Annotated in this window: 25 protein-coding genes, 2 pseudogenes and 1 riboswitch; of the genes and pseudogenes, 19 read left to right on the top strand and 8 right to left on the bottom strand. The window is 39.0% G+C overall.

The window, feature by feature from the left end; translation table 11 throughout:
• Window positions 1–141: 141 nt before the first annotated feature.
• Window positions 142–450: a hypothetical protein gene (locus tag JFU50_RS07470; RefSeq protein ID WP_201183132.1), complete on the top strand. Its 309-nt coding sequence runs from the start codon at window positions 142–144 to the stop codon at window positions 448–450.
• On the opposite strand, the pseudogene qoxD (JFU50_RS07465) reads toward JFU50_RS07470, so the two are convergent.
• Together qoxD (JFU50_RS07465) and JFU50_RS07460 are read right to left on the bottom strand one after the other, a co-directional pair.
• Window positions 409–683: pseudogene (gene qoxD, locus JFU50_RS07465) on the bottom strand (cytochrome aa3 quinol oxidase subunit IV). The gene JFU50_RS07470 and the pseudogene qoxD (JFU50_RS07465) sit on opposite strands and share 42 nt — an antisense overlap.
• Window positions 684–711: 28 nt before the next feature.
• Window positions 712–984, bottom strand: a complete 273-nt coding sequence (locus tag JFU50_RS07460; RefSeq protein ID WP_207198787.1) for a hypothetical protein — start codon at window positions 982–984, stop codon at window positions 712–714.
• Window positions 985–2,162: 1,178 nt separating this feature from the next.
• Between JFU50_RS07460 and qoxA the strand changes: the two genes are divergently transcribed.
• The 5 genes and pseudogenes from qoxA to JFU50_RS07435 all read left to right on the top strand — a co-directional run bounded on the left by qoxA (window position 2,163) and on the right by JFU50_RS07435 (window position 7,204).
• Complete coding sequence (gene qoxA / locus JFU50_RS07455) at window positions 2,163–3,092, top strand: cytochrome aa3 quinol oxidase subunit II (protein ID WP_201183130.1); 930 nt, start codon at window positions 2,163–2,165, stop codon at window positions 3,090–3,092.
• Window positions 3,093–3,165: 73 nt separating this feature from the next.
• Window positions 3,166–5,112, top strand: coding sequence for a cytochrome aa3 quinol oxidase subunit I (gene qoxB, locus JFU50_RS07450; RefSeq protein WP_201183129.1), 1,947 nt, complete (start codon window positions 3,166–3,168; stop codon window positions 5,110–5,112).
• The gene (gene qoxC, locus JFU50_RS07445) at window positions 5,112–5,708 is read left to right on the top strand and encodes a cytochrome aa3 quinol oxidase subunit III (protein WP_053344300.1); all 597 of its coding nucleotides are present in this window, start codon (window positions 5,112–5,114) and stop codon (window positions 5,706–5,708) included. Before qoxB ends, qoxC begins: the two co-directional genes overlap by 1 nt.
• 1 nt (window position 5,709) lies before the next feature.
• Window positions 5,710–5,994, top strand: coding sequence for a cytochrome aa3 quinol oxidase subunit IV (gene qoxD / locus JFU50_RS07440; protein WP_053344301.1), 285 nt, complete (start codon window positions 5,710–5,712; stop codon window positions 5,992–5,994).
• Between the two features lie 761 nt (window positions 5,995–6,755).
• Window positions 6,756–7,204: pseudogene (locus JFU50_RS07435) on the top strand (YfmQ family protein).
• 445 nt (window positions 7,205–7,649) lie between these two features.
• Here the strand turns inward: JFU50_RS07435 and JFU50_RS30680 are convergent.
• Window positions 7,650–7,871, bottom strand: coding sequence for a BA3454 family stress response protein (locus JFU50_RS30680; RefSeq protein ID WP_242489034.1), 222 nt, complete (start codon window positions 7,869–7,871; stop codon window positions 7,650–7,652).
• Window positions 7,872–8,098: 227 nt separating this feature from the next.
• On the bottom strand, window positions 8,099–8,956 hold the full coding sequence (locus JFU50_RS07425; RefSeq protein WP_242485339.1) for a DMT family transporter: 858 nt from the start codon (window positions 8,954–8,956) through the stop codon (window positions 8,099–8,101).
• Between the two features lie 130 nt (window positions 8,957–9,086).
• Window positions 9,087–9,132, top strand: a riboswitch (PreQ1 riboswitch).
• Window positions 9,133–9,237: 105 nt separating this feature from the next.
• Between JFU50_RS07425 and queF the strand changes: the two genes are divergently transcribed.
• The 3 genes from queF to JFU50_RS07415 all read left to right on the top strand — a co-directional run bounded on the left by queF (window position 9,238) and on the right by JFU50_RS07415 (window position 11,610).
• Window positions 9,238–9,738 carry a preQ(1) synthase gene (gene queF, locus JFU50_RS07420; RefSeq protein WP_053344304.1) on the top strand — a complete coding sequence of 167 codons (501 nt, stop codon included), beginning with the start codon at window positions 9,238–9,240 and terminating at the stop codon, window positions 9,736–9,738.
• A gap of 18 nt (window positions 9,739–9,756) precedes the next feature.
• The gene (locus tag JFU50_RS31405; RefSeq protein ID WP_274608345.1) at window positions 9,757–9,885 is read left to right on the top strand and encodes a hypothetical protein; all 129 of its coding nucleotides are present in this window, start codon (window positions 9,757–9,759) and stop codon (window positions 9,883–9,885) included.
• A gap of 378 nt (window positions 9,886–10,263) precedes the next feature.
• Window positions 10,264–11,610, top strand: a complete 1,347-nt coding sequence (locus JFU50_RS07415) for an aspartate kinase (RefSeq protein WP_201222290.1) — start codon at window positions 10,264–10,266, stop codon at window positions 11,608–11,610.
• A gap of 98 nt (window positions 11,611–11,708) precedes the next feature.
• Here JFU50_RS07415 and JFU50_RS07410 read toward each other — a convergent pair whose 3' ends face one another.
• Window positions 11,709–12,875, bottom strand: a complete 1,167-nt coding sequence (locus JFU50_RS07410; RefSeq protein ID WP_201183127.1) for an ABC transporter permease — start codon at window positions 12,873–12,875, stop codon at window positions 11,709–11,711.
• Window positions 12,865–13,617 carry an ATP-binding cassette domain-containing protein gene (locus JFU50_RS07405; RefSeq protein WP_201183126.1) on the bottom strand — a complete coding sequence of 251 codons (753 nt, stop codon included), beginning with the start codon at window positions 13,615–13,617 and terminating at the stop codon, window positions 12,865–12,867. Before JFU50_RS07405 ends, JFU50_RS07410 begins: the two co-directional genes overlap by 11 nt.
• A 161-nt stretch (window positions 13,618–13,778) precedes the next feature.
• On the opposite strand from JFU50_RS07405, the gene JFU50_RS07400 reads away from it, so the two are divergent.
• From JFU50_RS07400 to fosB, 3 genes are read left to right on the top strand one after another with little or no spacing between them, the layout of a single operon-like run.
• Window positions 13,779–14,477, top strand: coding sequence for a LytR/AlgR family response regulator transcription factor (locus JFU50_RS07400; protein WP_201183125.1), 699 nt, complete (start codon window positions 13,779–13,781; stop codon window positions 14,475–14,477).
• 12 nt (window positions 14,478–14,489) lie between these two features.
• The gene (locus tag JFU50_RS07395; RefSeq protein ID WP_201222289.1) at window positions 14,490–15,467 is read left to right on the top strand and encodes a sensor histidine kinase; all 978 of its coding nucleotides are present in this window, start codon (window positions 14,490–14,492) and stop codon (window positions 15,465–15,467) included.
• Between the two features lie 51 nt (window positions 15,468–15,518).
• Complete coding sequence (gene fosB, locus JFU50_RS07390) at window positions 15,519–15,941, top strand: metallothiol transferase FosB (RefSeq protein WP_201225034.1); 423 nt, start codon at window positions 15,519–15,521, stop codon at window positions 15,939–15,941.
• Window positions 15,942–16,011: 70 nt separating this feature from the next.
• On the opposite strand, the gene JFU50_RS07385 is transcribed toward fosB, so the two are convergent.
• Window positions 16,012–16,572 carry a nitroreductase family protein gene (locus tag JFU50_RS07385; protein WP_201222287.1) on the bottom strand — a complete coding sequence of 187 codons (561 nt, stop codon included), beginning with the start codon at window positions 16,570–16,572 and terminating at the stop codon, window positions 16,012–16,014.
• A gap of 454 nt (window positions 16,573–17,026) precedes the next feature.
• Here JFU50_RS07385 and JFU50_RS07380 point away from each other — a divergent pair, with 454 nt between their 5' ends.
• Both JFU50_RS07380 and JFU50_RS07375 read left to right on the top strand, forming a co-directional pair.
• Window positions 17,027–18,775: an ABC transporter ATP-binding protein gene (locus JFU50_RS07380; protein WP_201183123.1), complete on the top strand. Its 1,749-nt coding sequence runs from the start codon at window positions 17,027–17,029 to the stop codon at window positions 18,773–18,775.
• Window positions 18,750–20,540, top strand: a complete 1,791-nt coding sequence (locus JFU50_RS07375) for an ABC transporter ATP-binding protein (protein WP_201222285.1) — start codon at window positions 18,750–18,752, stop codon at window positions 20,538–20,540. The genes JFU50_RS07380 and JFU50_RS07375 overlap by 26 nt, the downstream gene beginning before the upstream one ends.
• 62 nt (window positions 20,541–20,602) lie before the next feature.
• Here JFU50_RS07375 and JFU50_RS07370 read toward each other — a convergent pair whose 3' ends face one another.
• A complete protein-coding gene (locus tag JFU50_RS07370; protein WP_201183121.1) occupies window positions 20,603–20,833 on the bottom strand; it encodes a hypothetical protein in 231 nt (76 codons plus the stop codon).
• 19 nt (window positions 20,834–20,852) lie between these two features.
• Here JFU50_RS07370 and JFU50_RS07365 point away from each other — a divergent pair, with 19 nt between their 5' ends.
• The 5 genes from JFU50_RS07365 to JFU50_RS07345 all read left to right on the top strand — a co-directional run bounded on the left by JFU50_RS07365 (window position 20,853) and on the right by JFU50_RS07345 (window position 25,318).
• Window positions 20,853–20,999: a hypothetical protein gene (locus JFU50_RS07365; RefSeq protein ID WP_201183120.1), complete on the top strand. Its 147-nt coding sequence runs from the start codon at window positions 20,853–20,855 to the stop codon at window positions 20,997–20,999.
• A 159-nt stretch (window positions 21,000–21,158) separates the two neighbouring features.
• Window positions 21,159–23,210, top strand: coding sequence for a carbon starvation CstA family protein (locus JFU50_RS07360; protein WP_201183118.1), 2,052 nt, complete (start codon window positions 21,159–21,161; stop codon window positions 23,208–23,210).
• A gap of 13 nt (window positions 23,211–23,223) precedes the next feature.
• Window positions 23,224–23,427: a YbdD/YjiX family protein gene (locus tag JFU50_RS07355; protein WP_053344312.1), complete on the top strand. Its 204-nt coding sequence runs from the start codon at window positions 23,224–23,226 to the stop codon at window positions 23,425–23,427.
• A 298-nt stretch (window positions 23,428–23,725) separates the two neighbouring features.
• On the top strand, window positions 23,726–24,940 hold the full coding sequence (locus JFU50_RS07350) for an ammonium transporter (RefSeq protein ID WP_201222283.1): 1,215 nt from the start codon (window positions 23,726–23,728) through the stop codon (window positions 24,938–24,940).
• Window positions 24,941–24,955: 15 nt separating this feature from the next.
• Entirely contained in the window at window positions 24,956–25,318 is a 363-nt protein-coding gene (locus JFU50_RS07345) for a P-II family nitrogen regulator (RefSeq protein ID WP_201183112.1), read from the top strand.
• Window positions 25,319–25,522: the final 204 nt, after the last annotated feature.

Genomic DNA, 25,522 nt, shown 5'->3' with positions numbered 1-25,522 from the left:
TTTCCATATAGTCTTGAATACCTAAAAGTGAGTTGTAATCACTTTAATTTGTCAAGGTTTTCATTGTGAATATATTGAAAATTATAAAAAGTTTGACAAATTTGTGAAATGTCATAAAATAGAAAGAAAGGGGATGAAATAATGGAAGCTAATCAGAAGATGTTAGATGCAGTGAAGTGGGTATCAGGCACAGGTTGTGTAATCGGAATTATTATTTTTGCTTTAAGTTTATTTGTAAGCGATTACAATAAGGATTATATTTTAACTGCTGTTGGAATGGCCATTACATTAAGCGCAGCTGCCATTTTCCTAGTTGGTATATTTTTTGTCCTGACAGAAGAAATGGTGATGAACACACATAAGGGTGAAAGAGTTGTACCGGAAACAACTAAAATCATAAAAATAAATTCAAAAGTTAAAACAAAAAGAAGTACCGAATTCAGTAACTAAAGCAATTAATAGAGGGTAATAAACGTTTGTATAGATGGCCTTCTTATCATCAGATTCACAAACATGCATGAACATAACTAGTTGTTCGCTACTTGCAGGAATGAAGCTTCTATAAGGACTATCATTCCTGTTCTGAAAGAAAGGTCATATATATCAACACCAAGAGCCACGGCTGTAAGAACCATGGAGAATATGAACCCCATTACATGTCCACGTGGAAATAACTGTTTCATACTCAAATTTCCTTTCAGGTAGATGAAGCTACATCCGGAATGCTAGTGAAGAATCAGCTGTCGGTACGATAGTGAAGTTGTATTCTGGAACTGGGAACAGAGAGTAGACCACTCTAGAGAACGCGTATTCAAAGAATCGCTTGAAATATTTCTTGGGCATGGCAGTAGGTTGTACACGATTTAAGCGTAACCAACTAGTAAACAAGTGCTCCAACAATGAAAGCATATTCAATGATCCAAATCCAGTTGATTTAGAATATGTGTACATACAACATAGCTTGGCCATCCACACCAAACTCACTACATTCCTGAATGAAAAGTTCTAACTCTACATTCTGAACTCTGAACTATACCACGAAAAATGGACACTTTAAAAAGGTCCATTTTTCGTGGTTTTCTATGTGCATATAATAAAAGAAACAAAAGGGATGCAGTTGTCAAAATTGGATATTTAAGTAGTGAGTTTCCTTTATTCGTAGGTGGAGGAATTCCAGAAAAGTGAATGGACTAATGCGCTTGAAGTAACATGTGGGGAAACGGCCTGCCCCCTGGTCACTTTATAAATTTTGAGGTGTGAAAGGATATCCTTTTTCATGCCCCATTCATAATTACAAAACACAAATAGCCTGCTCCCGCAAAAATAGGAGGACAGGACTAAACAGCAGTTTAGGAAAAGTAATACTGACAGGGCAATAAGTATTGCGAGAAGACGGAACCTGATTACCAATCATATATTATTATTGTTCTTAAATAAGATTAACCCGATTATAGAGTACAAGCCCCCATTTTCCTTTCCCCTATTTTAACCAAGCCTATTAGAATGGCTAAATGTGCCACAGCAAATGTCCTAGAAAGGCATTCAAGTAGGCATCATAAAGGATCAAAATGTTCATTTCACACTCTTTGTTTCCTTATATATATATATATATAAGGGCAAGTGTTGTACGACAAGTGTAATGAAGCAGGGAACACAACATCATATACAATGCCGTTACCGAGTCCATGGTCGAGTGAGAAAAATTCGTTTTTAATCCTGGATACCATCAACATCCAATAACGATTCCATTGATAGCTATCTTCTTAACAGGAGAGGTAATAAAATTCTGAATATTCGGTAATTTAAATCAGGTCTTGAGTAATGTACGAGGAAGAATATAATGTGAAAATTCATTATATTAAAGTAACATTATATGGAAAATAAACCGGGGATACTTGCAAATCCTCACTAACTAAGCGAATTCTCCGTAAGTAAGATATTAAACATTTATTATATTTCATTTCATAAAGATTTTCGAACATTTCAGTTCAGTTACCATCTTCTTACTGCTCTTTCATGAACTTTATGTGACAGATGTCACTTTGTATTGTCTTTTTATACACTTGGGATTAATATTGGTATGTCGGGGTTTGTGAACATGGTAACACTTTGTCCGAATAATTACCAATAGGAATTTTATTATGTAAGAAAGGGGTAGTACTATGAAAATAAAATGGGCTTTATTAACTATACTTTTTACTATTGCCACTGTGCTAACCGGTTGCGATAACCCATTAATGGTCTTGGACCCTAAAGGGCCAGTAGCTGCAACACAAGCAGATGTTATTATGATTTCGATATGGACAATGGCCTTTGTCGTTCTTGTCGTTATTGTACTGTATATCTTCATGATAATGAAATATCGTGCTTCCAAACAGCGTGATGATTATGAACCACCTCATATTGAAGGAAGTAAGGTTCTTGAAATAATTTGGGTTGCGATCCCAATTTTAATCGTCGCTTTCCTATCAGTTGTTACTGTTAAAACAACAAATGAAGTTGAGGCAACACCTAAAGGATACCAAGAGCAAGAACCGTTAGTTATTTATGCTTCATCTTCTAACTGGAAGTGGCATTTTAGTTATCCGGAAGAAGATATCGAAACAGTTAACTATCTGTTTTTACCGACTAACCGACCAATTGAATTTAAACTTTATTCATTCGGACCAATCTCTAGTTTCTGGATTCCACAACTTGGAGGACAAAAATACGCGATGTCGGACATGGTTAACACGTTGCACTTAGCAGCTGATGTACCAGGAGAGTATATGGGTCGAAATTCAAACTTCAGTGGTTCAGGTTTTGCTCAGCAAACGTTCAACGTTAATGTACTGTCTGCAAAAGAATACGATAAGTGGGTAGATGAAATTAAAGCTACTGCTAAACCGCTTACTGAGGAAAAATTCAATAAATTATTAGAACCTGGTCATGTGGGACAATCCACTTACACTGGAACTCACTTAGAGTTTTCTCCAGCTCCTGAAGGGGAACATGCTGGTCATGACCACGGATCTTCTGATACTGAAGAAAATGATTCCAAAGATTCACACGAGGAACATTCAGAACACAGCAACATGAATCATGATCACTAAGAATTAATTTCGTTCGATAAAACAACTAGGTTTACAAGATAAGGAATATTTTCCTGAAAGGAGTCACAAAAGTATGGATTACTTTGATCGATTTGCCGTACCTCATCCAAGTCCTGCAATTTATGCATCCATGGTTGCCATTGGCTTAACCATGATTGCGGTTGTTGCCGGAATTACCTATTTTAAAAAATGGGGTTACTTATGGCGTGAGTGGTTAACAACGGTTGACCATAAACGTATTGGTATCATGTACATCTTGTCAGCACTACTTATGCTTTTCCGTGGTGGCGCCGATGCTATCATGATGCGTGCTCAAACGGCTGTGCCTGATAACGGTTTGTTGGATGGACAGCATTATAATGAAATATTTACAACACACGGGGTCGTCATGATTCTGTTCATGGCTATGCCATTTATCATTGGGTTAATGAACATTGTTACACCATTACAAATTGGAGCGCGTGACGTAGCATTCCCACGTCTAAACGCAGTAAGCTTCTGGTTATTCTTCATGGGGGCAATGCTATTTAACATCTCTTTCGTAGTCGGTGGTTCTCCTGATGCAGGTTGGACATCTTACTTCCCGCTGGCAAGTAACGATTTCAGTGAATCAGTAGGTTCGAACTATTACGCGATTGCAATTCAAATAGCTGGTATCGGTACATTACTGACTGGTATCAACTTTATCGTAACCATCTTGAAAATGAGAGCACCTGGTATGAACTTAATGAAAATGCCAATGTTCACATGGTCTATCTTGATCACAAACTTCATTATCGTTTTCGCTTTCCCTGTATTGACAGTGGCACTTGCGTTGATGACAATGGATCGTCTATTCGGAACTCAATTCTTTACGATGGCCAATGGCGGTAGCGATATGCTTTGGGCAAACTTGTTCTGGGTTTGGGGACATCCTGAAGTTTATATAGTTATTCTTCCGGCATTCGGTATTTACAGTGAAATCATTTCAACTTTTGCACGTCGTAACCTGTACGGATATAATTCGATGGTTATCTCTATGGTAGCTATTTCTACTCTATCTTTCGTTGTATGGGCTCACCATTTCTATACAATGGGTCACGGTGCAATGGTTAATGGTATCTTCTCGATTACCACGATGGCAATTGCCGTTCCGACCGGTGTTAAGATTTTCAACTGGTTGTTCACGCTTTGGAAAGGTAAAATCGTTTTTACTGTTCCAATGTTATACTCTCTAGCTTTCATTCCGATTTTCACGCTCGGTGGGGTAACAGGGGTTATGCTTGCCATGGCAAGTGCTGACTACCAATACCATAATACAATGTTCTTAGTAGCTCACTTCCACTACGTTTTAATCCCTGGTACTGTATTTGCCGTACTTGCTGGTTTCACGTACTGGTGGCCAAAAATGTTTGGTTTCATGTTGAGCGAAAAAATTGGGAAATGGTCGTTCTGGTTCATTACAATCAGCTTTAATGTAACATTCTTCCCGATGTTCATCACTGGTTTGGATGGGCAAGCACGTCGTATGTATACGTACTCTGAATCAACAGGCTATGGTCCATTGAATATGCTCTCTTTCGTTGGAGCGATTGGCTTAGCAATAGGGTTCGCGCTTATTGTGTACAACATCTATTGGAGTACTCGTTATGCATCAAGAAATATTTCAAACGATCCATGGGATGCACGTTCTCTAGAGTGGGCTACTCATACACCAATACCAGAATATAACTTTGCAATTGTGCCTACAGTTGATTCTACAGAAGCATTCTGGGATTCTAAGAAAAAGGGCTTTAAATTATTTGGCGGTAAAGTAGAAAAGATTCATATGCCAAATAACAGTGGCGTGCCGTTTATCATGAGCTGTATCTTCTTCGTTTGGGGCTTTGCAATGGTATTCAGCATGTGGATCATTGCAATCATCGCAACACTTGGTATCTTTGCTTGTATGGCTCACCGTTCATTCGAAAAAGATCACGGACGTTATATCTCCGTTGAAGAGATTGAAGAAACTGAAAATAAATTGCGAGGTGCTAAGTAATGAAAATAGATAACTCGCTGCCACTAGAATATAGCACGGAAGAAAATCGCTTAAAGATTTTTGGGTTCTGGATTTTCCTAGGAGCAGAAATAGCTCTTTTCGCTACACTGTTCGCCACTTATTTTGTATTAGTTAACGGTACTGGAAATGGTCCAACAGGGGAACACCTTTTTAAAGTACCAACCCTAATGCTTCAAACAATTTTTCTTTTAACTAGTAGTTTTACCATTGGACTTGGAATCAATGCAATGAGACTTGGTAGTAAGAAAGCGATGCTTAGTTTCTTCGTTATTACTCTAATTCTTGGTTTAGGCTTTTTGGGAGTCGAAATCTATGAATTCGTGGAGTATGTACATGAAGGAGCAACGATTCAAACAAGTGCTTTCTTATCTAGTTTGTTTACGTTACTAGGTACGCATGGAGCTCACGTTACACTTGGTTTATTCTGGGGAACATTCATCATTCTGCAGGTTAAAAAACGCGGTCTGATTCCAGAAACAGCAAACAAAGCTTTCATCTTTTCTCTTTACTGGCATTTCTTAGACGTTGTCTGGATTTTCATCTTCAGTTTCGTCTACCTGAAAGGAATGATGTAATATGAAACAATTATTCCCACGGGGCCAAGTTATGGGATTTGCCTTTTCACTAATCCTGACTTTGGTTGCACTATCAGTTATAGTGTTTGATCTCTCACTTAAAATGGCAATGATCATCCTACTTGTTACAGCCTTCATGCAAGCAGCACTTCAATTGGTAATGTTCATGCATGCAGGAGAGTCTGAGGATAAAGCATCGATTTACACAAACGTTTATTACGGATTGTTTGTTGCATTGGTTACAATTTTCGGTACAATGCTAACAATGATTTGGGGATATCAATAATCCATTCCTACAAAACTGGGCGTCTTGATGACGCCCAGTTTTTTTGTATTTAATTATAGTAAGTTTTGGAATTTATATATCATTATATTCACTTCATCATAGAAATTTGTATTGTTATGAAGGATGAAGATGAACCAAATAAGTTTAGTATAACCATTTCAGAATGTTTTATTTACAGGGAATGGTAGAAAATATGGGTAAGAAGATAGGAGCTAGATTCGTTATACACAAGAATTCCTTGAAAATTCGAGGAATCTTCAAAAAAAAACATCTTTTTTCATAATAATTTAAATAATAAATGTTGAGTTTTTACCCTGATCATTGCTCATTATTTCTAGGACGAGATAGCGGCCCCTTTATTGGGTCTTTTACTGTTTGATCGGATTATCGACGGGCTTACCTTAGATTCATTTGGAGGAGAGGGTAATGGTAATGCCTTTAATGATTCTTCCGGGTTTTGAAGAGAATAATAATCATCCTTTTATATAAAAAAGAAAGCAACAAGCCGTTAAAATAATTTAGTGGCTTCTATAATTTCCTTAATTTCTACTATACTGTGTACGTTTTAGACTGGTTAAGCATTAATCTACGTCTTCGTATCTTTAGTGCCCTTCTTCAAGAACCCGTTTGTTTAAGTACAACGTTTCACAATAAGTGAAACGTTAATAGAACGGTCACATCTTCAAAGAAATACTGTCCGCCCCCTTTGATATAATAAGGGATATAATAATTAATTTAGAACTTAGCGGAGATGATGAAATATGACATTGCCTGTTTTGATTTTAACAATTCTCATAAGCTTGGTTAAGCTATTAGTTACCTGTCTTCCAACCGATGCAGTGAATTGGATTATAAGCAAATTTAAACTGCATTCAGAACTTAGTGACGCGAATTGCATCGTAACCTTTGACGGAAAACGCTTGGAAGGTGAAGATAAAATTCAAGTTATTAATTATTTTAATGAAGCTAAATTTTTGAAAAAAATCATATATTTCCAGGGAACGAGCAATTGTTTTTACATCCAGAAAACAGTGGGACCCCATTAGTCATTGATACTAAAAGAGGCAAAAAGGATGTTAGGTTACTTGTGTACATTTACAACGACCACGTGGATGTAGTCAAACAGTACAAGAAGAAGTTAGTTGCGTATAGTTTGCTTTCCGATAGCCTGCAAGAACGTTCTATGCCAGTAATAAGGGATTTTGTTTAAAAGGAACATAAAAAAAGACGGTCTTTAAAAAGACTGTCTTTTTTCTAAAATTATTTATTGTGTAATCCATTTTTTTATTCGATGGTAAAAGTTATAGTTAATAAAGCCCTGTTCATTTAGGGACCTTTCTTTCCTTCTTTATTGAAAATACTAAATTACTAGTTATTCAGATTGAGTGTAAAAGCGTTCACAAACTGACGTCTTTATATTAGTATCATATGGAAAAAATAATTAAAAGTGGGGGGATTGAAATCGAGGGGTTCTTCGAATAGAAAAAATTCAAAAAAATGCATTAGGATAATAAAACAATAGAAGTACATAAATAAAACAGTATTGAAAAGGGTTAATTTGTTTATTAGTATAAGTGCATGTAAAAAGTAATTTAGGTAAATTACATCTGAAAAGGTAATAAAAAAAGCAGGTTTCTAAAACGAAGCCTGCTTTTTTATGCTTTCCATTGTTTTTCCACTTGATGAAGGGCTTGTTGTAAAATTTCTTCTTGATTAGTACCTGGTTTAGTAAGGACGTTAGTTTGATAAGATTTTCCTTGGAAATCAACTGTTACTGTAACTTTTACCATTATGCATCTTTCCTTTCTTAATTCAGTATTAAATGGGAGTATTGTACGTACTTCTTTTATTCCCAAAGATGAATATTTTTCAAACATTTCGAAAGCAACGAATGTGAAGATTTAATATTCATAATTATCTGATATTTAAAAAGAAATGTCAACACTTTTTGGGGCCAGACCCCATTTCCCGAGATTTTGTATGTGCATAAAGATTGTTGTATCAGTGTTAAAGGCTTGTTGTGTAGGGGTCAGACCCTATTTCCCAAATAAAAACAACCTGGCTAGTTTGCATAACAGCCAGGTTGTTTTAGAAAATTTATTATTCAAATTTTGGTTAAGATAATTCCGATTAAGGCTGCAAATACGCCGGCAATTTGATAGGATTTTAGTTTTTCTTTGAATAAATAACATCCAGCAAATACGACCACTAAACAGTTTAGGCTGACGACAGGGAAAATGATGCTTGCGATGCCGGTATTCAACGCAAAGAAATAACATCCATAGGCTATGATGCTTAAAAAACCTACTAAGGAACCAATTTTAACTTCTTGTAGCTTGATTTTTTCATTCTTAAAGGCCAAAGCCGAAAGAAGATAAAGAGTTCCGCCCCCATACATTGATACTAGAATATCAAGGGAGTTTAAATGAAGACGTGTTGATGTCGTCATTAAGATGCCGAGCACACCAAAAGATAAAATGGAAAATAAAGTGTGCATAATCCAAGGTAAATATTGATGATTACCTTTAGCATTAGGTGTATACTGAATGACTAAGGTAGCGAGAAGCATGCAGGCTATTCCACTCCACTGCAAGGAAGAAATATGTTCGTGAAAAATTAATGCTGCACAGAGAATGGGGAATATTGCATTCGCTGCAATTAGTGGAGATGTCAAACTTGCCGGACCTTTTTCAAAGGCGCTTGCCATCTGGATATTTCCATTAGCGTTCAGTACACCAATTGCTGCACCCAGCATGATAGAAAGCAAGTTCAGGTTCAAACCATCCACAAGTACTCCATAAATTATGGACAAAATAAAAGCTACAAAATAAAAGAAAAATTGGATATGTACCTTTGAGTAACCCTTTCCGCTACTCCATTTAAAAATGCTGTTATTGATTCCGAAACACAAACTGGTGATGAGTGCTGCAAAGATCCACATTGCTTTAATCTCTTCCTTCATGTAGGATAAACTTCTTCTACATTTTAAGCTGAATACATGTAGGAATCAAACTAAATTAAAAAAGTATGATTGACAGATTAGATATTTTTTTCTATATTTACTATGACAATTTTAAAATATTTCCCGAAAAACGGGAGAGGTTCATAGCATCACCCTCTTAAAAAAACTATGGCTTTGATATTTTTCGCGAATCAACCATATCTTTGAGGAGATATGGTTTTTGTTATATAGAGGCCCACTTTATGAATCTCCCTGTGAAACGTGGAAGAGGAGGACTTTTTATGTCTGGAAGAAAAGAAGAAGAATTAAAAAAAGATATCACATTACTTGGGAATCAAGGCACAAAATATACATTCGACTATGCGCCTGAAATTTTGGAGTCGTTCGATAACAAGCATCCGAACCGGGATTACTTTGTCAAGTTCAATTGTCCGGAGTTTACTAGCCTATGTCCAATTACTGGCCAGCCGGACTTTGCAACCATTTACATTAGCTATATTCCTAGTGTGAAGATGGTCGAAAGCAAGTCTTTGAAGCTTTATTTGTTCAGCTTCCGCAACCATGGTGATTTCCACGAAGATTGCATGAACATCATCATGAACGATTTAATCGAGTTGATGGATCCGAAATATATTGAAGTCTGGGGCAAGTTCACACCTAGGGGCGGAATTTCTATTGATCCATACACAAACTACGGGAAACCAGGGACGAAGTTTGAGGAAATGGCGAATTTCCGCTTGATGAATCACGACTTGTATCCGGAAACTGTAGATAATCGCTAAACATTAGAGGAGCCTCTTATGCGGTTGGAGCCCCTCTGGTCATTTTTCAAAAATGACTGTTACGAAGCCTATTGTCTGGCAGACGCAATGTACCTATCACCGAATGCAGAAGAAGAGGATCTTCATTCTGTAATCAAAGATCATTAAGAATGGTGCTCTTAGGCAGTTATCGCCAGTTACTAGGTTAGGGAAAAGTACAGAAAAACACAGCTACACAGGATGAATCCTATCGAGGGATTCACTGATTCTAAGATATTTAATTTAACCCGTCAAAACAGAATCTAGGTATTTTGTTTTGACGTTTTTTTTGTAAATGAACCGTATAAAATGTGAAAAGTGCTACAAAGAAGAGTGATTATTATACGTTTTTCTGCATCCTCATTCAATAATTTTATCGACTTTGTCTTTATTGAAAACACAAATGTCCTTGTGCAAAGGAATTATCTCTTGATTGTTTTGTCAAAACACGTAATAATAGGGAGAGTTGATTTTGACAGAATATTTTTAAAAATAGGGGATGTCGGGATGAAAGTTGCGAAGTTTGGCGGGAGTTCACTTGCGTCAGGTGAACAGTTAAAAAAAGTATTCGAAATTGTGGTTTCTGATCCAGAGAGGAAGATTGTTGTTGTTTCGGCTCCAGGGAAACGCAATTCCGATGATATAAAGGTGACGGATTTATTGATTGAAGTTGCCGAACAGCAACTGCGCGGTGAGAATGGCCAGCTCTTGATAGAAGATGTGGTCACTCGGTATGCGAGTATTGCTAAAGAATTAGATATTTCAGAGGATGTCATTAAAGAGATTCGTGAAGATTTGCACACGTTGTTACGTGCAGATCAAAATAATCCGAAGCGTTATATGGATGCTTTAAAGGCAAGCGGTGAAGATAATAATGCGAAGCTGGTTGCGGCTTATTTTCAAAGCCGTGGGGTAGAGGCGCAGTATATGGATCCGAAGAAAGCTGGCTTGATTGTAAAGGATGAAGATGGATACACTAAAGTGCTGCCCGAATCATATGAGCGGTTATATGCTCTACGTGATGAGCCGGGAATTGTAGTATTCCCAGGGTTCTTCGGTTACACGTTAGATGGCGATGTTTTAACGTTCTCAAGGAGTGGTTCGGATATTACGGGTTCGATTCTTGCCAATGGGGTTAAGGCCGAATTGTATGAGAATTTTACAGATGTGGATGCCGTTTTCGCTGTGAATCCAAACGTGGTTTCCAATCCAAAGGGGATCCGAGAGTTAACGTATCGCGAAATGCGTGAGCTTTCTTATGCTGGTTTCTCGGTGTTCCATGACGAGGCTTTAATTCCTGCATTTCGTGCCGGAATTCCTGTTCATATCCAAAACACGAATAACCCAGCGGCTCAGGGGACGCGTATTGTGAGCACACGCGATAATACGAATGGCCCGGTTATTGGGATTGCGAGTGACAAAGGGTTTTGCAGTATTTACATTAGTAAATACTTGATGAACCGTGAAGTCGGATTTGGACGCAAACTGCTTCATATCCTTGAAGATTACGGGGTTTCATATGAGCATATTCCATCCGGTATTGATGATGTGACGCTTATACTAAGGCAGGATCAAATGACAGAGGAAGCTGAGAAGAAGATCGTTTCGCGCATTAAGCAGGAGCTTCATGCTGATGAAGTGATTGTGGAACATAACCTTGCGTTAATTATGGTTGTCGGGGAAGGAATGCGTCATAATGTGGGTACAACGGCAAGAGCATCAAAAGCGCTGGCTGAAGCTAAGGTCAACATCGAAATGATCAACCAAGGCTCTTCTGAGGTGAGCATGATGTTCGGTGTAAAAGGTCATAGTGAAGAGACGGCAATTCAGGCTTTATATCACGAGTTTTTTTGAGAATGAGATTTTAGAAACCTCCTTGAAAAGGAGGTTTTTTACTGTAAATCAAAAATCTCGCCAGGTAAAAGACGCGCTGAGAGTTCAGCGCGTCTACTTTAATTCAATACCCATTTATCCTTCAAAAATAAAATCCTAGATACAGCAAAGAATAAAGCAATTGAGACAATGAGGCTACTGGCTGTAAGGAAGATGTTTTGATAATCAATCACGCCATAAATCAATTCTTTAAAGAGAGCAAAAATATTGAAAATTGGAATCAAGAAGTGTTTGGTTGTTAATTCATGTAAGCCTGTTCCGCCTAAGAATAGTGCAGGCATAATGACGAGCATTGTTATCGGTGATATATAGTTTTGGGATTCCTTGACGGTCTTGGATATAATGCTAGCTGACATTTGCAAAGCCCCCATGAACATTGAAAATAATACCGTAATCAATAGGGCAGTAGGGAGGATCATCCATAGGTCGTTACCGAAATCAAATCCTTTTCTAAGTTCTTCCGTTAGAAAAATGAGCTCCAAGGTGACTACTAGAATAGAGACAATTCCTGCAAGCGCCCCGATGGATGAAATTGTAAGCCATTTGGCTACAAGGATTTTCCCACGGCTGACGGGAGTCATTAGCAGGGCTTCCATCGTTTTGCGGTCTTTTTCTCCTGCAAATAAGTCAGAGGCAAGCGGGTAGGCCCCAGTGCTGATGGCCATCGTGATAATCATCGGTAAAAAGATTGAAAGAATGCTCAGTGACGCCCCGTTATCGGTATCAAGGCCCACTTCCTTGATGTTGACTTGCAGCGGACTAATCAGACTAGAGTCAGTATTGATGTTTTGCAGCCGTTCTTGAATGATTTGCTTTTCAAAAAGTGTTAAAGCTGACTCGACCTGTGAAAGGGCGAAAGAACTATCTTGGCTATACGTGTCACCGGAGAGGCTGAACGTGACTTGTTCGCCCTTTTTAATTTGTTCCATGAAACCGTCGCTTACTTGCAGGGCTGCAGCGGCTTTGCCTTCTTCGATGGCTTTGGTCGGGTTATCGAATGATTTGACTTCGATTTGTGGAAAATCACTAAGCAAGGCTTTGCCGTCTTTGCTGAATGACGGATCGACTGCCAGGGTATAGGTTTCATTCTCATCTGTGGTCATCAAACTTTCGTAAAATAGTGTTAACCCAGTCAACAAGAGAATAGGTAGGAATACACTCAAAATCAATGTGCGACGATCTCTTAAAGCTTCCTTCATTTCTTTCACATACATATTAAGAAACATGAGATTGGTTCCCCCTTACAAGTTTGGACATGAAAATATAATTCAGGTCACGACTATTTTCTTCTATATAAAGAGACTCAAGCTTTCCTTTATAAATCAGTTCCCCTTTATGCATCATTGCTACGGAGTCACAGAGTAAAGTAACCTCTTCCATGATATGGCTTGAGAAGATAATCGTTTTACCCTGCTGTTTCAGTTGAAGAACAAGCTGGCGAAATACATTAGATGAAGTGATATCAAGTCCTGTCGTCGGCTCATCGAAAAGTATGATGTCAGGATCATGAATTAGCGTACGTGATATGGCGACCTTTTGACGCATACCTTTGGAGAATCCTCCAACTTTTCGGTCGAGATAATCTTTCATCCCGAACATGACAGCGAGCTCTTCAATCCGTACTTTTGTTTCGTGCTTGCTTAATCCGTAAAGTGTGGCGAAGTAAGCGAGGTTTTCACGTGTGGTTAAGCGGTCATATAAACCGGTTTCACCACCGAACAAGACGCCGATTCTTTTCTTAATTTCATTCGGGTTATCCAAAGTATCAAATCCGGCAACTTTGATATATCCATCTGTTGGAGTCAAAAGTGTGGCAATAGAACGCAGCAAGGTTGTCTTTCCTGCCCCGTTTTCTCCAAGCAATCCGACAATCTGGCCTCTTCTCACATCAAGGGAAACATGTTTAAGAGCGGTTATAAATATTTTTTTATCTTGGAACGTTTTTGTGATTTCATGAATTTCGATCATTTCGGTACCTCCTACAATCTCTTTGGTTGTTTTAATCATACAAATAAACTAAATGAGAAACTGTAGTTTTGTCGCGAAAATGCCGTTTATTGTCGCGAAAAGGTCATTTTTCCAAATCTAAATGGTAAAATAAAGATAATTTTAGATGAGGAGAGTTGAAAATGAAGGTAGGACTTGTGGATGACCGGAGAATTGATTTGGACAAGCTGAATGGTATTGTGATCCAGATACCGGGTATCGAGCTTGTCTTTTCTACTGATTCCGCGGAATATGCTTATGAGCAGATTAAGCAGGAAACGATTGACTTACTTATAGCGGATATCGAAATGCCCAATTTGTCAGGATATGAATTGGCAGACATCATTCATTCTCATGCACTGAATATTGCTGTCATTTTTGTGACTGGTACCAGTGGGTATGCTGTCCATGCGTTTGAGCTAAATGTACATGACTATATCATGAAGCCTTACTCGAAGGATAGGCTCGTCAAATCAATCGATCGTTTTCTGGAAAAATCAAAAACAGCTGAAGTGGCGGGAAGGCTTTTTTTAAAACTGAAAAATGATATTCATATTTTACAAAAAAAGGATATCGTTTTCATCGAACGCTCTGGACGTTCGACCACAATACATACGAAAAACGGTCCGATTAAAACCTATCAGACTTTGAATGAACTGGAAGGTGAGTTGCGGGAAAGAGATTTTATCCGATCTCATCGTTCATTCATCATTAACATTCATTTTGTGAAAAATTTTTCTTTGTATGCAAAAAATTCTTACCTCGTGAACTTCGAGGGGATCGAGGAGCAGGCGATGATCACGAAGGAAAGAGTGGACTTTTTGCAAGCTCAATACTTTTAAGGTGTGAAGACTATGAATGCATTACCGATAATTGTGGCTCTATTAGGGGCATGGAATGTTTATGGATTAACAGAATTACTTTCTTTGCCTTTCCCGCTATACATATCAGCGATATTCATCTGCTTTCTTGCTTTTTTCCTTTACCGAAAGTATTCTCACCTCTATAAGCAAATTTCACTGGGAAACTATGTGACTGCTATTCTATCAGGCACGCAGCTGATTGTTGCGATACTTTATGCATGGATAGAACCTTCAATCGCGTATCTGGGTCTTTTCCTTTTGTTCATAGGGATAGAAATGATTAGGGTCAATATGGGGAGACGTTTCCTCCGGCTTAAAAATCAGCAGAAGCAAATGGAAGAAGAACGGATGCAGGTTAATGAAACCTTCCGGGTGGTACGCAGTCAGCGTCATGATTTTCTGAAGCACGTGTCTGCACTTCAGTTTATGATCGAACGTGACGAGGTGGCAACCGCAAAAGAGTACATAAATGAATTAGTAGATGTGTTTGAAGAAACGAATCTATCAATTAAAGGTGAAAAAGGGGTCGTTGCCGGGATTCTTCATCAAATGTACCGGAGGGCAAAGGAAAATCAAGTACAAATTGTGTATCATCTCGATGTCCCGCTTTCGTCTTTACCTATAAAGGATCAGGAACTAGTCTCATTGATTGGGAACGTGCTTACTAATGCGATTGAAGCAGCTGAATCATGGCAGGAGGAAAAAGGGGAGATAGCACAAATCACGCTTCATTTTTATAAACGGAGCGGTATGTACCTTTTATCATGTAGCAACAGCAGTCTGCCCATACCTAATCCCATTCTGGATGCACTGTTTGAAAAATACGGTCAAACCACGAAATTGGGGCCGCATGAAGGGATGGGAACGAAAATCATCGCTGATATCGTGAAAAAACATCAAGGCTATTTGGATTTCACCTATAAAAGTGAAGAATTCTCCCTGAAAATTAAAGTTCCCGCGATTATGTAATAGTTTTTTTGTGGCAAATGATTATTTTCTACAGGAAGGGAGAGGAAGTTTATCAATATTAAAGGGTTGAATCACTTTTTATTTTCAGTTTCTGATTTAGATAAATCTACTGAATTTTACGAAGCTGTATTTGGAGCGAAGTTGCTAGTTAAGGGAAATTCCACGGCCTACCTCGATTTGAATGGTATGTGGATCGCTCTTAATTTAGAAAAGGATATATCAAGAAATGAAATAAAAGATTCATATACACATGTGGCGTTTTCAATTGATGAAAAAGACTTTGATGAAATCTATGAGAAGCTGGAAAGCAAAGAGGTGAATATCCTTACAGGCAGGGAGAGAAATGAGAGAGATAAAAGGTCTATTTATTTTACTGATTTAGATGGGCATAAGTTCGAATTCCATACGGGAACACTACAGGAAAGGCTGGATTATTATAAACAGGAAAAGTCTCATATGAAGTTTTATTTATAAAACGTAATCGACATCTATAATAAAGAAAAGGAAAGCCTCCAAATTGAAGATTGGAGGCTTTCCTTTTTAGTTAGTTCATAACTGTTAGGAGTTGTTCAATCGATTTCCGTGGACGTGGGGTGGGAATCATATCGGGGTAGCCAACGTGCAGACTACCGACGATTTTTTCACCAGGATTTACGCCTAAAGCTTCACGGAACTCTGTGCTGTGAATCATGCCGTATGTTTCCCAAATCATTCCGATTCCTTGTTCCCAGGCAAGCAGGCTGAAGTTCTGAATCAGGGCACTTGTAGCTGCATAATCTTCTTCGCGAGTCATCGGATTTGGGTTTTCGTCCATTACAACCGCGACAAACATTGGAACATCTTTTAGTTTATTATATCCGCGCTGTCCAGCTTCTTTTTTCTTTTCTGGATCCTTTTCCTTGCCTGCCATAAAAGCTCGGGTTGCTTCAGCCAGTTTTAAACGGCTATCCCCCTGCACGACGATGAAGCGCCACGGCTGGGTCATTTTGTGATTAGGTGCCCATGTCGATGTTTCCAATAAGGATAGAATGGTATCAAGGGGAACAGGAATGTCCTTAAATCGTTTAATACTGCGCCGTTCTTTAATGATTTGTTCAAGTTTCATGCTCATCCTGCTCCTTTTATCTATATATGAACGTTTATTAGTTTTCAAAAAAAATAATCCCCGGCTGCCTAATATGCTTTCAACGTGAATAAAATGACTTGAATAAAGAGGGGGCAATATTCTAGTGACTTGCATTCGCTACTAAGCATATAATTTTTACTAGGCACAGAGAAGCCGGGGCGACATTGTATCTATGTACAATATCAAAAGGGTACGATAATAGATTATCGTATTTACTTATCAAATTTCAGAGATCGATAATGAAATTGAAAATCATTATCAATTAGAATTTTCTCTTATTTCCTGTTATTTGTCAAGAGTATTTCTAAAAAAAAATTCAAGTTATTTACCAATCCTATTAATTATTTCAAAATCTTTTATAAATTCTGTATAAAAATGTATAATGAAAAGATAAAAATGCTTTCTACATATGAAGAATTGAAGGGTGTCATAGATGAAAAAACTGTTCTCATTTCTAAAGCCATACCGACTCTTAATTACTCTCGCTTTATTTTTAATGATTGTTGAGCTCGGTGTTGAACTGTTACAACCGCTATTTATTGCAAAAATAATTGATGATGGTATTTTACAGAAAGATCTATCAGTAGTGATTAAGTGGGGAAGCATTATGGTGGGACTTTCTATTTTTTCATTTCTTGGAGGAATCGTTAATTCGTTTACAGCATCTCATGTGAGTCAGAGTTTTGGCCATGATGTCAGGAAAAGCCTTTTTGGAAAAATTCAGGCGTTTTCTTTTGCTAATTTGAATAACATTCCGACCTCATCTTTGATTACAAGGATGACGAATGACGTGACTCAGCTTCAAAATACGGTTTTCATGGGTCTGCGTATCATGGCAAGAGCTCCATTAATTGTACTTGGTGGCGCGATCATGGCGATTACGGTCAATTTGAAACTGTCTCTTGTGTTAGTCATTTCGATTCCCATTCTTGTGTTCTTTTTAGGGTGGGTTATGAAACGAGCGGCTAAACTATTTAAACTCGTCCAGAAAAAGCTCGATAATGTTAATAGCGTCATGCGGGAAAATCTGATAGGCATGCGCTTAATTAAAGCTTTTCTTCGTAAGGAGCATGAAATCAAACGATTTGACGAGGCGAATGACGAGTTGAAAAGAAAGACTGTAACTTCCCTTCGTTTAATTGAAACAACGATGCCGGTGCTGATGCTGGTTATGAATTTGGCCATCCTGGTCATTCTTTGGCTTGGAAGCGAATTTATTGCAACTGGAGATATACAGGTCGGGGAAGTGGTGGCGATTGTTAACTATGCAACGAGGATTGCAGCATCACTTTCAGTTTTTTCGTGGCTGATCATGGTCATTTCACGAGCAAAGGCTTCAGCTGAACGCGTGACTGAAATATTTGAAACCCCCATAGATCTAGATGAAGGTAAGATGGAAAGTCAGAGTGGGGCCGTTAAAGCAGGAAGCATCGAGTTTCAGGATGTATCATTCCGTTATCCTGGAAGTGGTACACCGGTATTGAAAAATTTGAGTTTCACTGTTGAAGCGGGAGAATCGCTTGCTATTATCGGAGCGACAGGCTCAGGGAAAACCTCCTTATTTCAGCTAATTCCAAGATTGTACGAAGTTGAAAGCGGATCCATTTTTATAGACAGCCAAGATGTGAAAAATATACCCTTGGATTCCCTTAGAAAAAGGATTGGCTATGTACCGCAAGAAGCCTTGCTTTTTTCAGGATCCATAAAGAATAACATTGCTTGGGGGAAAGAAAACGCCACGATGGAAGAGCTTATGACAGCAGCCGAGCATGCTCAGGTTCACGAGACCGTGATGAAACTGCCAAAACAATATGAAACGCAGTTAGGGCAAAAAGGAGTGAATCTGTCAGGTGGGCAAAAACAGCGGTTATCGATTGCAAGGGCATTGGTGCGTAGACCGAAGATTCTTCTGCTGGATGACAGTACAAGTGCCCTGGATTTAAAAACAGAAAGTAAACTGCTTAATGCTTTAAAGTCCTATACATGCACGACACTTATCATTACACAAAAAATTAGTACAGCCATGGAGGCAGATAAAATTTTATTGCTTGAAAATGGTGAAATGCTTGCGGAAGGAAAACATGAAGAGTTGATTAAAACAAGTACTCTTTATCGAAAAATCGTTCACTCACAGTTTGGGGAGGAGGGGATTTCACTTGAGTCGAAAAATATCTCCCGCTAATGCAAAGTCAAAACCATCCAACTCATGGAATACGATAAAACGAATAATCCCCTATTTAGCAACGAATAAAGGTCTGCTATTCTATGTCCTGCTTATGGTACTAATAAGCTCGGTATTGGGATTACTCGGACCCTTTCTTGTTGGGATGGCCATAGACGATTATATTGTCACCAAGGATAGCGGAGGGCTAATAAACCTGTTGTTCGGGCTTCTTGCGGTCTATATTTTCTATTCACTTTCGATGTGGTTGCAGAATTATTGGATGATCGGGATTGCGCAGGATACGGTGTATGTGATGCGCAATCAATTGTTTAAAAAGCTTCATCAGTTGTCGATCCCCTTTTTTGACCGCCGTCAGCATGGGGAATTGATGAGTCGGGTAACGAATGATATTGAAAATGTCAGTTCTACTTTGAATAGTTCTGTGATTCAGGTTTTTTCAAGTATACTGACATTGGTAGGAACAATCGGAGTGATGCTGTATTTGAGCCCATTGCTAACGCTTCTTACTCTCTTTATCGTTCCGCTTATGTTCTTCGGGTTGAGATGGATCACAAACCGGACAGGAAAGCTTTTTAAAGAACAGCAGAAAAATCTTGGGGAACTGAACGGGTTTATCGAGGAGACAATTTCCGGACAGCGGATCGTGAAGGCTTTTTCACAGGAAGATAAAGTTATCAGCGATTTTATTACCCGGAGTGAAAACTTAAAGAAAGCTGGGTTTTTATCGCAATCTTATTCAGGGCTGATTCCAAAGCTAATGAATTTACTGAACAACTTAAGCTTTACGGTAATTGCTGCTGTCGGTGGATTTTTGGCACTGAGTGGCGTTGGTACGGTTTCCATCGGGGTCATTGTCATTTTCACCGAGTACTCAAGGCAATTCACCCGGCCATTAAATGACCTGGCTAACCAATTTAATACGCTGCTTTCGGCTGTTGCTGGTGCTGAGCGTGTATTTGCCATTCTTGATGAAAAAGAAGAGGAAATGGATGAGAAACAGGCCGGTAAACTTCGGAATGTCTGTGGTGAGGTGGACTTTGAAGGAGTTTCCTTTTCATATGATGAAGAGGATCAAACAATACATGATGTCAGCTTTCATGCTGAAAAAGGAGAAACCATCGCCCTTGTGGGGCCAACGGGGGCAGGTAAAACGACAATCATTAATCTGCTTGCCCGTTTTTATGAACCAAACAGTGGTCGGATCTTGATCGACGGCCAGGATATCCGGCAGGTAACGAGAGCCAGCCTCCGTAAGCATATGGGATTTGTTTTACAGGATTCTTTTTTATTTCAGGGGACCATTCTTGAAAATATCCGCTACGGACGATTAGAGGCGGGGGATGAAGAAGTTGTGGATGCAGCCAAGCTTGCAAATGCCCATTCCTTTATCATGAAGCTTCCAGATCAATATGATACCATTTTGAATCAGGATGGTAGTGGAATCAGTCAGGGGCAGCGCCAGCTTCTATCGATTGCAAGAGCGATTTTAGCAGATCCCGTTCTATTAATCTTAGATGAAGCGACAAGCAGTATAGATACGATTACCGAACTGAAAATCCAGGAAGCGTTACACCGATTGATGGAGGGAAGAACGAGTTTTGTCATTGCTCATCGATTGAATACGATTCAGCAAAGTGATCAAATTCTGGTACTGGATGAAGGAAGAATCATTGAAAAAGGTTCTCATAATGAGCTTTTGCAGCAGCGAGGATTTTATTCCGAACTTTATCGAAGCTCATTAAAGGAAAGTCAGACCGGATGAAAAAAATGTGTGCCGCTGGGCGCACATTTTTGCGTTGGTACTGTAAAGTCAAAACCCTATCCCTAGGAATTGCATTCGATTTCATTTAATGATGCAATTGCTTCGTCTAAAAAAGCAAGGAGCTCTGCCTTTACCGGGTACAAGCCTGCGGAAGAAGAGTCAGTCTCCGATTTACGCACATCCCAGAATTTCTCCTCTAGTTCTTTGTTTCCCTCGAAAATCAACTCAGACAAATGTAAGTCTTCAGCAATCAGCCTTCCTTCCTCTGAATCAGCAGGAATGCCTTTGTTCATAGTTAATTCAATGTGTTTGATGAGGTTAATCCATTGCTTCGTTTGGATACATGGATTAGTTAACGGAATAGCTGTGGTATTGGCGGCCCGTGAAAGTGCCTACAAATCAGGAAGAAAGACGGTATATTCCATAAAAGTGGTTATAAATCCATTACAAATTGACTAATTGACTATTGCTAAGTAACCATTTAATGACATATAATTCTGAATATATACAAAATTCTTTAAATTCGTTTGGTTAAGGGGGAAGTATGTAAGCATATTGCCATATGAAATGAAGACTTTTTATAGTAATTAATAATTTTAATAGATAGGAGATGAAAAAATGAAAGCGCTTAAGTCAGTCATTCTTTGGGGGATTATATCGGCGGTTGGTGCAGTAAGTTTTGGTTTCGTTGCTTTAAACCGAGGAGAAAGTATTAATGCTATGTGGATAGTCACTGCAGCTCTCTGTGTATATTCGGTTGCGTATCGCTTTTATAGTAAATTTATCGCACAGAAAGTGTTTGAGCTAGATGACAATCGTCAGACTCCATCAGAAGCAAATAATGATGGAAAAGACTACGTCCCTACAAATAAATGGGTGTTGTTTGGTCACCATTTTGCAGCAATTGCTGGAGCTGGTCCGCTTGTAGGACCGATCCTTGCTGCACAGATGGGATATTTGCCGGGAACACTTTGGCTTGTAGTTGGAGTTGTTTTAGCCGGAGCGGTACAAGATTTTATTATACTCTTCGGTTCGATGCGCCGTAACGGCAAATCGCTTGGTGAGATGATTAAAGAGGAAATTGGACCTATTACAGGTTTGATTGCAATGGTGGGGATTCTTGGTATCATGATTATATTATTAGCGGTACTTGCCCTTGTAGTCGTAAAAGCCTTGATTGGCAGTCCTTGGGGGATGTTTACGATCGCTTCAACCATCCCGATTGCAGTCCTTATGGGCGTCTACATGAGATATATCCGGCCTGGTCGGGTTGGTGAAGGTTCAATTATTGGTATTATCTTATTGATGCTTGCTTTATATTTCGGTCGATTTGTATCCGAAAGCGCGACATTGGCGCCAATGTTTACGTTCAGTGGTGAAACAATCGCTATCATGTTGATCGTATACGGATTTGTTGCTTCTGTTCTGCCAGTATGGATGCTATTGGCACCACGTGATTATTTAAGTACATTCTTGAAAATCGGAACGATCATCGGGCTTGCGCTTGGTATCTTTATCGTCATGCCAAGCCTTGAAATGCCTGCTGTCACTCAGTTTATTGATGGAACAGGACCTGTTTTCTCAGGGAATCTATTCCCGTTCTTGTTCATCACGATTGCTTGTGGAGCAGTGTCGGGATTCCATGCCCTTGTTTCTTCCGGTACAACACCTAAAATGATTGAACGTGAATCTCATTCGCGTCCAATAGGATACGGAGCTATGCTGACTGAATCCTTTGTTGCCATCATGGCGATGATAGCAGCCTGTGTACTGACACCAGGGATTTACTTTGCGATTAATAGCCCAGGTGCGGTTGTTGGAACGGAGCCAGCTCAGGTAGCAGCGACGATTTCCGATTGGGGATTCATTTTGACACCAGAGATGATTACTGGTCTGGCAGATGATGTCGGAGAAGAAACGATCTTATCCCGTACTGGAGGAGCACCGACCTTTGCAATTGGAATGGCTCATATCTTCTCGCAGGTGGTTGGTGGAGCTTCACTGATGGCGTTCTGGTATCATTTCGCGATCCTGTTTGAGGCATTGTTCATCTTAACGACCATTGATGCTGGAACAAGGGTAGGGCGTTTTATGATTCAAGATATTCTCGGAACCTTTTATAAGCCATTTGCACAGACGAGTAAATGGCTGCCAAACATCATTGCGACGGCCATTTGTGTTCTTGGTTGGGGTTATTTCCTTTATCAAGGAGTTATTGATCCTCTTGGTGGAATAAATACACTTTGGCCGTTGTTTGGTATTGCAAATCAGATGCTTGCAGCCATTGCATTGCTGCTTGGTACAACTGTCCTTTTCAAAATGGGCAAAAAAGCATACACATGGGTTACGCTTGTACCGACTGTATTCTTATTGATTGTAACCATGACGGCAGGTTGGCAAAAGCTATTCCATGAAAACCCGGCGATTGGCTTTTTGGCGCATAAGGACAAATTTAAAGCCGCCTATGATAAAGGGGAGGTTCTTGCCCCGGCAGCTAACTTAGCCGAAATGAAACGAGTTATCATCAATGATTATGTGGATGCAGCCCTTTGTGCCATCTTCATGATTGTTGTCATCACTGTCCTGATTTCAGCCATAAGATTATGGATCAAGGTCTTGAAAAATCAAAAAATAGATTTACATGAATCACCTTATGTATCAAGGTCATAAGGGAGGGAAGACAATGTTGAAAAGATTAACAAAGATTCTTAGCTTCAGAAAGCAGTTTGTAAGTTTGCTTGTCGGCGTACCTAGTTATGAAACTTATGTAGACCATATGAAGGTCCACCATCCCAAAGATCCAGTAAAAACTAGGAAAGAATTTTTCTGTGAAGCGCAGGATGAACGGTATAATGCTAAAGGTGGTAAAGTGTCTCGTTGTTGTTAACTAATTATTTTTTTGAAGGGCCCTCGATTTGAGGGCCCTTTTTGGTTCGTTTTTTAGCGTGGGAAATAAGTAGGGATGGATTATAAGAACATTAGACTAAAAAAATCTCTTTTGAAATGGTATTAAGGCAAAATTCTTTAGATTTACGGTTATTTATTCATACTAATGTTATAAAATCTAACGCTATTTTGATAAAATATAAAAATAAAGTTGAATTATTAGAAAATTAAGTATATGATAAAAAAAATAACATAATGATGTTAAATAACATAACATATATAAAAAAGGGGGAAACAAAATGCAAATGGCAGATTCGGTTTTTATGTTTTTGGCAACAATGATGGTTTGGCTAATGACACCAGGGATTGCCTTATTTTATGGTGGGATGGTAAAAAGTAAAAACGTCCTGAATACGGCAATGCATAGTTATATGCCACTGGCCGTCATTTCTATTCTTTGGGTACTAGTTGGATATTCATTATCATTTTCACCAGGAAATGCACTCCTTGGCGGTCTGGATTGGGTTGGTTTAAAAGATGTAGGCTTCGAACCAGGTCCATACAGCGAAACAATTCCTCATAGTTTATTCATGTTATTCCAAATGACTTTTGCTGTATTAACCGTTTCAATCATTGCAGGAGGTATTGCAGAGCGGATGAAGTTTTCAGCATTCTTAATTTTTACAATTCTTTGGTCTCTATTCGTATACGCTCCTGTTGCTCACTGGGTATGGGGAGGCGGCTGGTTAGCTGAACTCGGTACTCTTGATTTTGCTGGTGGTAACGTTGTTCATATTTCTTCCGGGGTTGCAGGTCTGGTTTTAGCAATCATGTTAGGAAAAAGGAAAGAATCAGGTAACAGTGCACCACATAATCTTCCATTAACATTCCTTGGCGGATCATTAATATGGTTCGGTTGGTACGGCTTCAATGTCGGAAGCGCACTGACAATTAATGCGGTAGCAATGAATGTATTCGTGAATACAGCTGTTGCAGCAGCTGCAGGTATCCTCGGTTGGTTAATTGTTGAGTATATGGCGAATAAAAAAGCAACATTGCTAGGTGCAGTATCTGGAGCGATTTCTGGGTTAGTTGCCATTACACCAGCGTGTGGGTTCGTAACACCAGTATCTTCCATCATTATCGGTGTCGTTGGTGGAGCAGTATGCTTCTGGGGTGTATTCTTCCTGAAAAATAAACTAGGATACGACGATGCCTTAGATGCTTTCGGTTTACATGGCATCGGTGGAACTTGGGGTGGAATCGCGACAGGATTATTTGCTACTACTTCCGTAAACGAAAGTGGAGCTAATGGTTTATTCTACGGAGATTTCAACTTGCTTTGGAAGCAGATTATAGCCATCGTTGCAACGTATATATTCGTGGCCGTGGTCACTTATATCATTGCAAAAGTAATAAATCTTTTCGTTCCATTGCGTGTAAGTGAAGAAGATGAGTCAATGGGGCTTGATCTTACACTTCACGGCGAAAAAGCCTATCACGAATCAATTTAAATGGAGGTTGATCATATGTCTGAGGTTTTAACGAAAATTGAAATCGTTACACGTCCTATTAAGTTTGAACAATTCAAAACAGAGCTTGCAAAAATAGGGGTAAGCGGAATAACTGTATCGGAAGTAAAAGGAACAGGACTTCAGAAAAGTTATGTGGAAACGTATCGCGGTCGAAATCGGGAAATGTCGTTACATGATCGGATGAAAATCGAGATTGTTGTTTGTGAAGTTCCAGTTCAGGATGTTGTGGATGTGGCAAGGAAATTTTTGAGCACAGGGAAACCTGGTGACGGCAAAATCTTCATTTATGAATTAGCGAATGTCGTGAATATCCGAACAGGAAAAGAAGGACATGATGCTTTAAAAAACGAGAACTAGAAGGATTAATTAATCTAACATTATGTGCCGAATTCAGCAGATTAGAGAAAGGAGCTAAATATGGGGAGACTGGTCCGAATTGTTAATGCAAAAAAACAAAAGATTGTTAATACACTCATATCAGAGAATGTATATCAACCTGCTGACCGACCCTTTTTATTAGAATTACCATTGAAAAATTTAGAAGAAATTTTATCACTTCGA

The sequence above is a fragment of the Peribacillus sp. TH14 genome (genome assembly GCF_016651145.1).
In the GTDB taxonomy this organism is placed as follows: domain Bacteria; phylum Bacillota; class Bacilli; order Bacillales; family DSM-1321; genus Peribacillus; species Peribacillus butanolivorans.
Note: the sequence above shows the minus strand (reverse complement) of the source record. Positions and strands in the feature narration are given on the sequence as shown.

Bases quoted from the DNA above. Each gene is read 5' to 3' on its own strand.
- JFU50_RS07360 (WP_201183118.1), top strand. From the start codon at position 21,159: ATGAAAGCGCTTAAGTCAGTCATTCTTTGGGGGATTATATCGGCGGTT.
- JFU50_RS30680 (WP_242489034.1), bottom strand. From the start codon at position 7,871: ATGTTTGAAAAATATTCATCTTTGGGAATAAAAGAAGTACGTACAATA.
- JFU50_RS07345 (WP_201183112.1), top strand. From the start codon at position 24,956: ATGTCTGAGGTTTTAACGAAAATTGAAATCGTTACACGTCCTATTAAG.
- JFU50_RS07400 (WP_201183125.1), top strand. From the start codon at position 13,779: ATGAAGGTAGGACTTGTGGATGACCGGAGAATTGATTTGGACAAGCTG.
- JFU50_RS07370 (WP_201183121.1), bottom strand. From the start codon at position 20,833: ATGAACAAAGGCATTCCTGCTGATTCAGAGGAAGGAAGGCTGATTGCT.
- JFU50_RS07385 (WP_201222287.1), bottom strand. From the start codon at position 16,572: ATGAAACTTGAACAAATCATTAAAGAACGGCGCAGTATTAAACGATTT.
- JFU50_RS07350 (WP_201222283.1), top strand. From the start codon at position 23,726: ATGCAAATGGCAGATTCGGTTTTTATGTTTTTGGCAACAATGATGGTT.
- JFU50_RS31405 (WP_274608345.1), top strand. From the start codon at position 9,757: ATGCGGTTGGAGCCCCTCTGGTCATTTTTCAAAAATGACTGTTACGAA.
- JFU50_RS07415 (WP_201222290.1), top strand. From the start codon at position 10,264: ATGAAAGTTGCGAAGTTTGGCGGGAGTTCACTTGCGTCAGGTGAACAG.
- JFU50_RS07425 (WP_242485339.1), bottom strand. From the start codon at position 8,956: ATGAAGGAAGAGATTAAAGCAATGTGGATCTTTGCAGCACTCATCACC.
- JFU50_RS07380 (WP_201183123.1), top strand. From the start codon at position 17,027: ATGAAAAAACTGTTCTCATTTCTAAAGCCATACCGACTCTTAATTACT.
- JFU50_RS07365 (WP_201183120.1), top strand. From the start codon at position 20,853: ATGAGGTTAATCCATTGCTTCGTTTGGATACATGGATTAGTTAACGGA.
- JFU50_RS07355 (WP_053344312.1), top strand. From the start codon at position 23,224: ATGTTGAAAAGATTAACAAAGATTCTTAGCTTCAGAAAGCAGTTTGTA.
- JFU50_RS07395 (WP_201222289.1), top strand. From the start codon at position 14,490: ATGAATGCATTACCGATAATTGTGGCTCTATTAGGGGCATGGAATGTT.
- JFU50_RS07405 (WP_201183126.1), bottom strand. From the start codon at position 13,617: ATGATCGAAATTCATGAAATCACAAAAACGTTCCAAGATAAAAAAATA.
- qoxA (WP_201183130.1), top strand. From the start codon at position 2,163: ATGAAAATAAAATGGGCTTTATTAACTATACTTTTTACTATTGCCACT.
- qoxC (WP_053344300.1), top strand. From the start codon at position 5,112: ATGAAAATAGATAACTCGCTGCCACTAGAATATAGCACGGAAGAAAAT.
- JFU50_RS07470 (WP_201183132.1), top strand. From the start codon at position 142: ATGGAAGCTAATCAGAAGATGTTAGATGCAGTGAAGTGGGTATCAGGC.
- queF (WP_053344304.1), top strand. From the start codon at position 9,238: ATGTCTGGAAGAAAAGAAGAAGAATTAAAAAAAGATATCACATTACTT.
- JFU50_RS07410 (WP_201183127.1), bottom strand. From the start codon at position 12,875: ATGTTTCTTAATATGTATGTGAAAGAAATGAAGGAAGCTTTAAGAGAT.
- qoxD (WP_053344301.1), top strand. From the start codon at position 5,710: ATGAAACAATTATTCCCACGGGGCCAAGTTATGGGATTTGCCTTTTCA.
- qoxB (WP_201183129.1), top strand. From the start codon at position 3,166: ATGGATTACTTTGATCGATTTGCCGTACCTCATCCAAGTCCTGCAATT.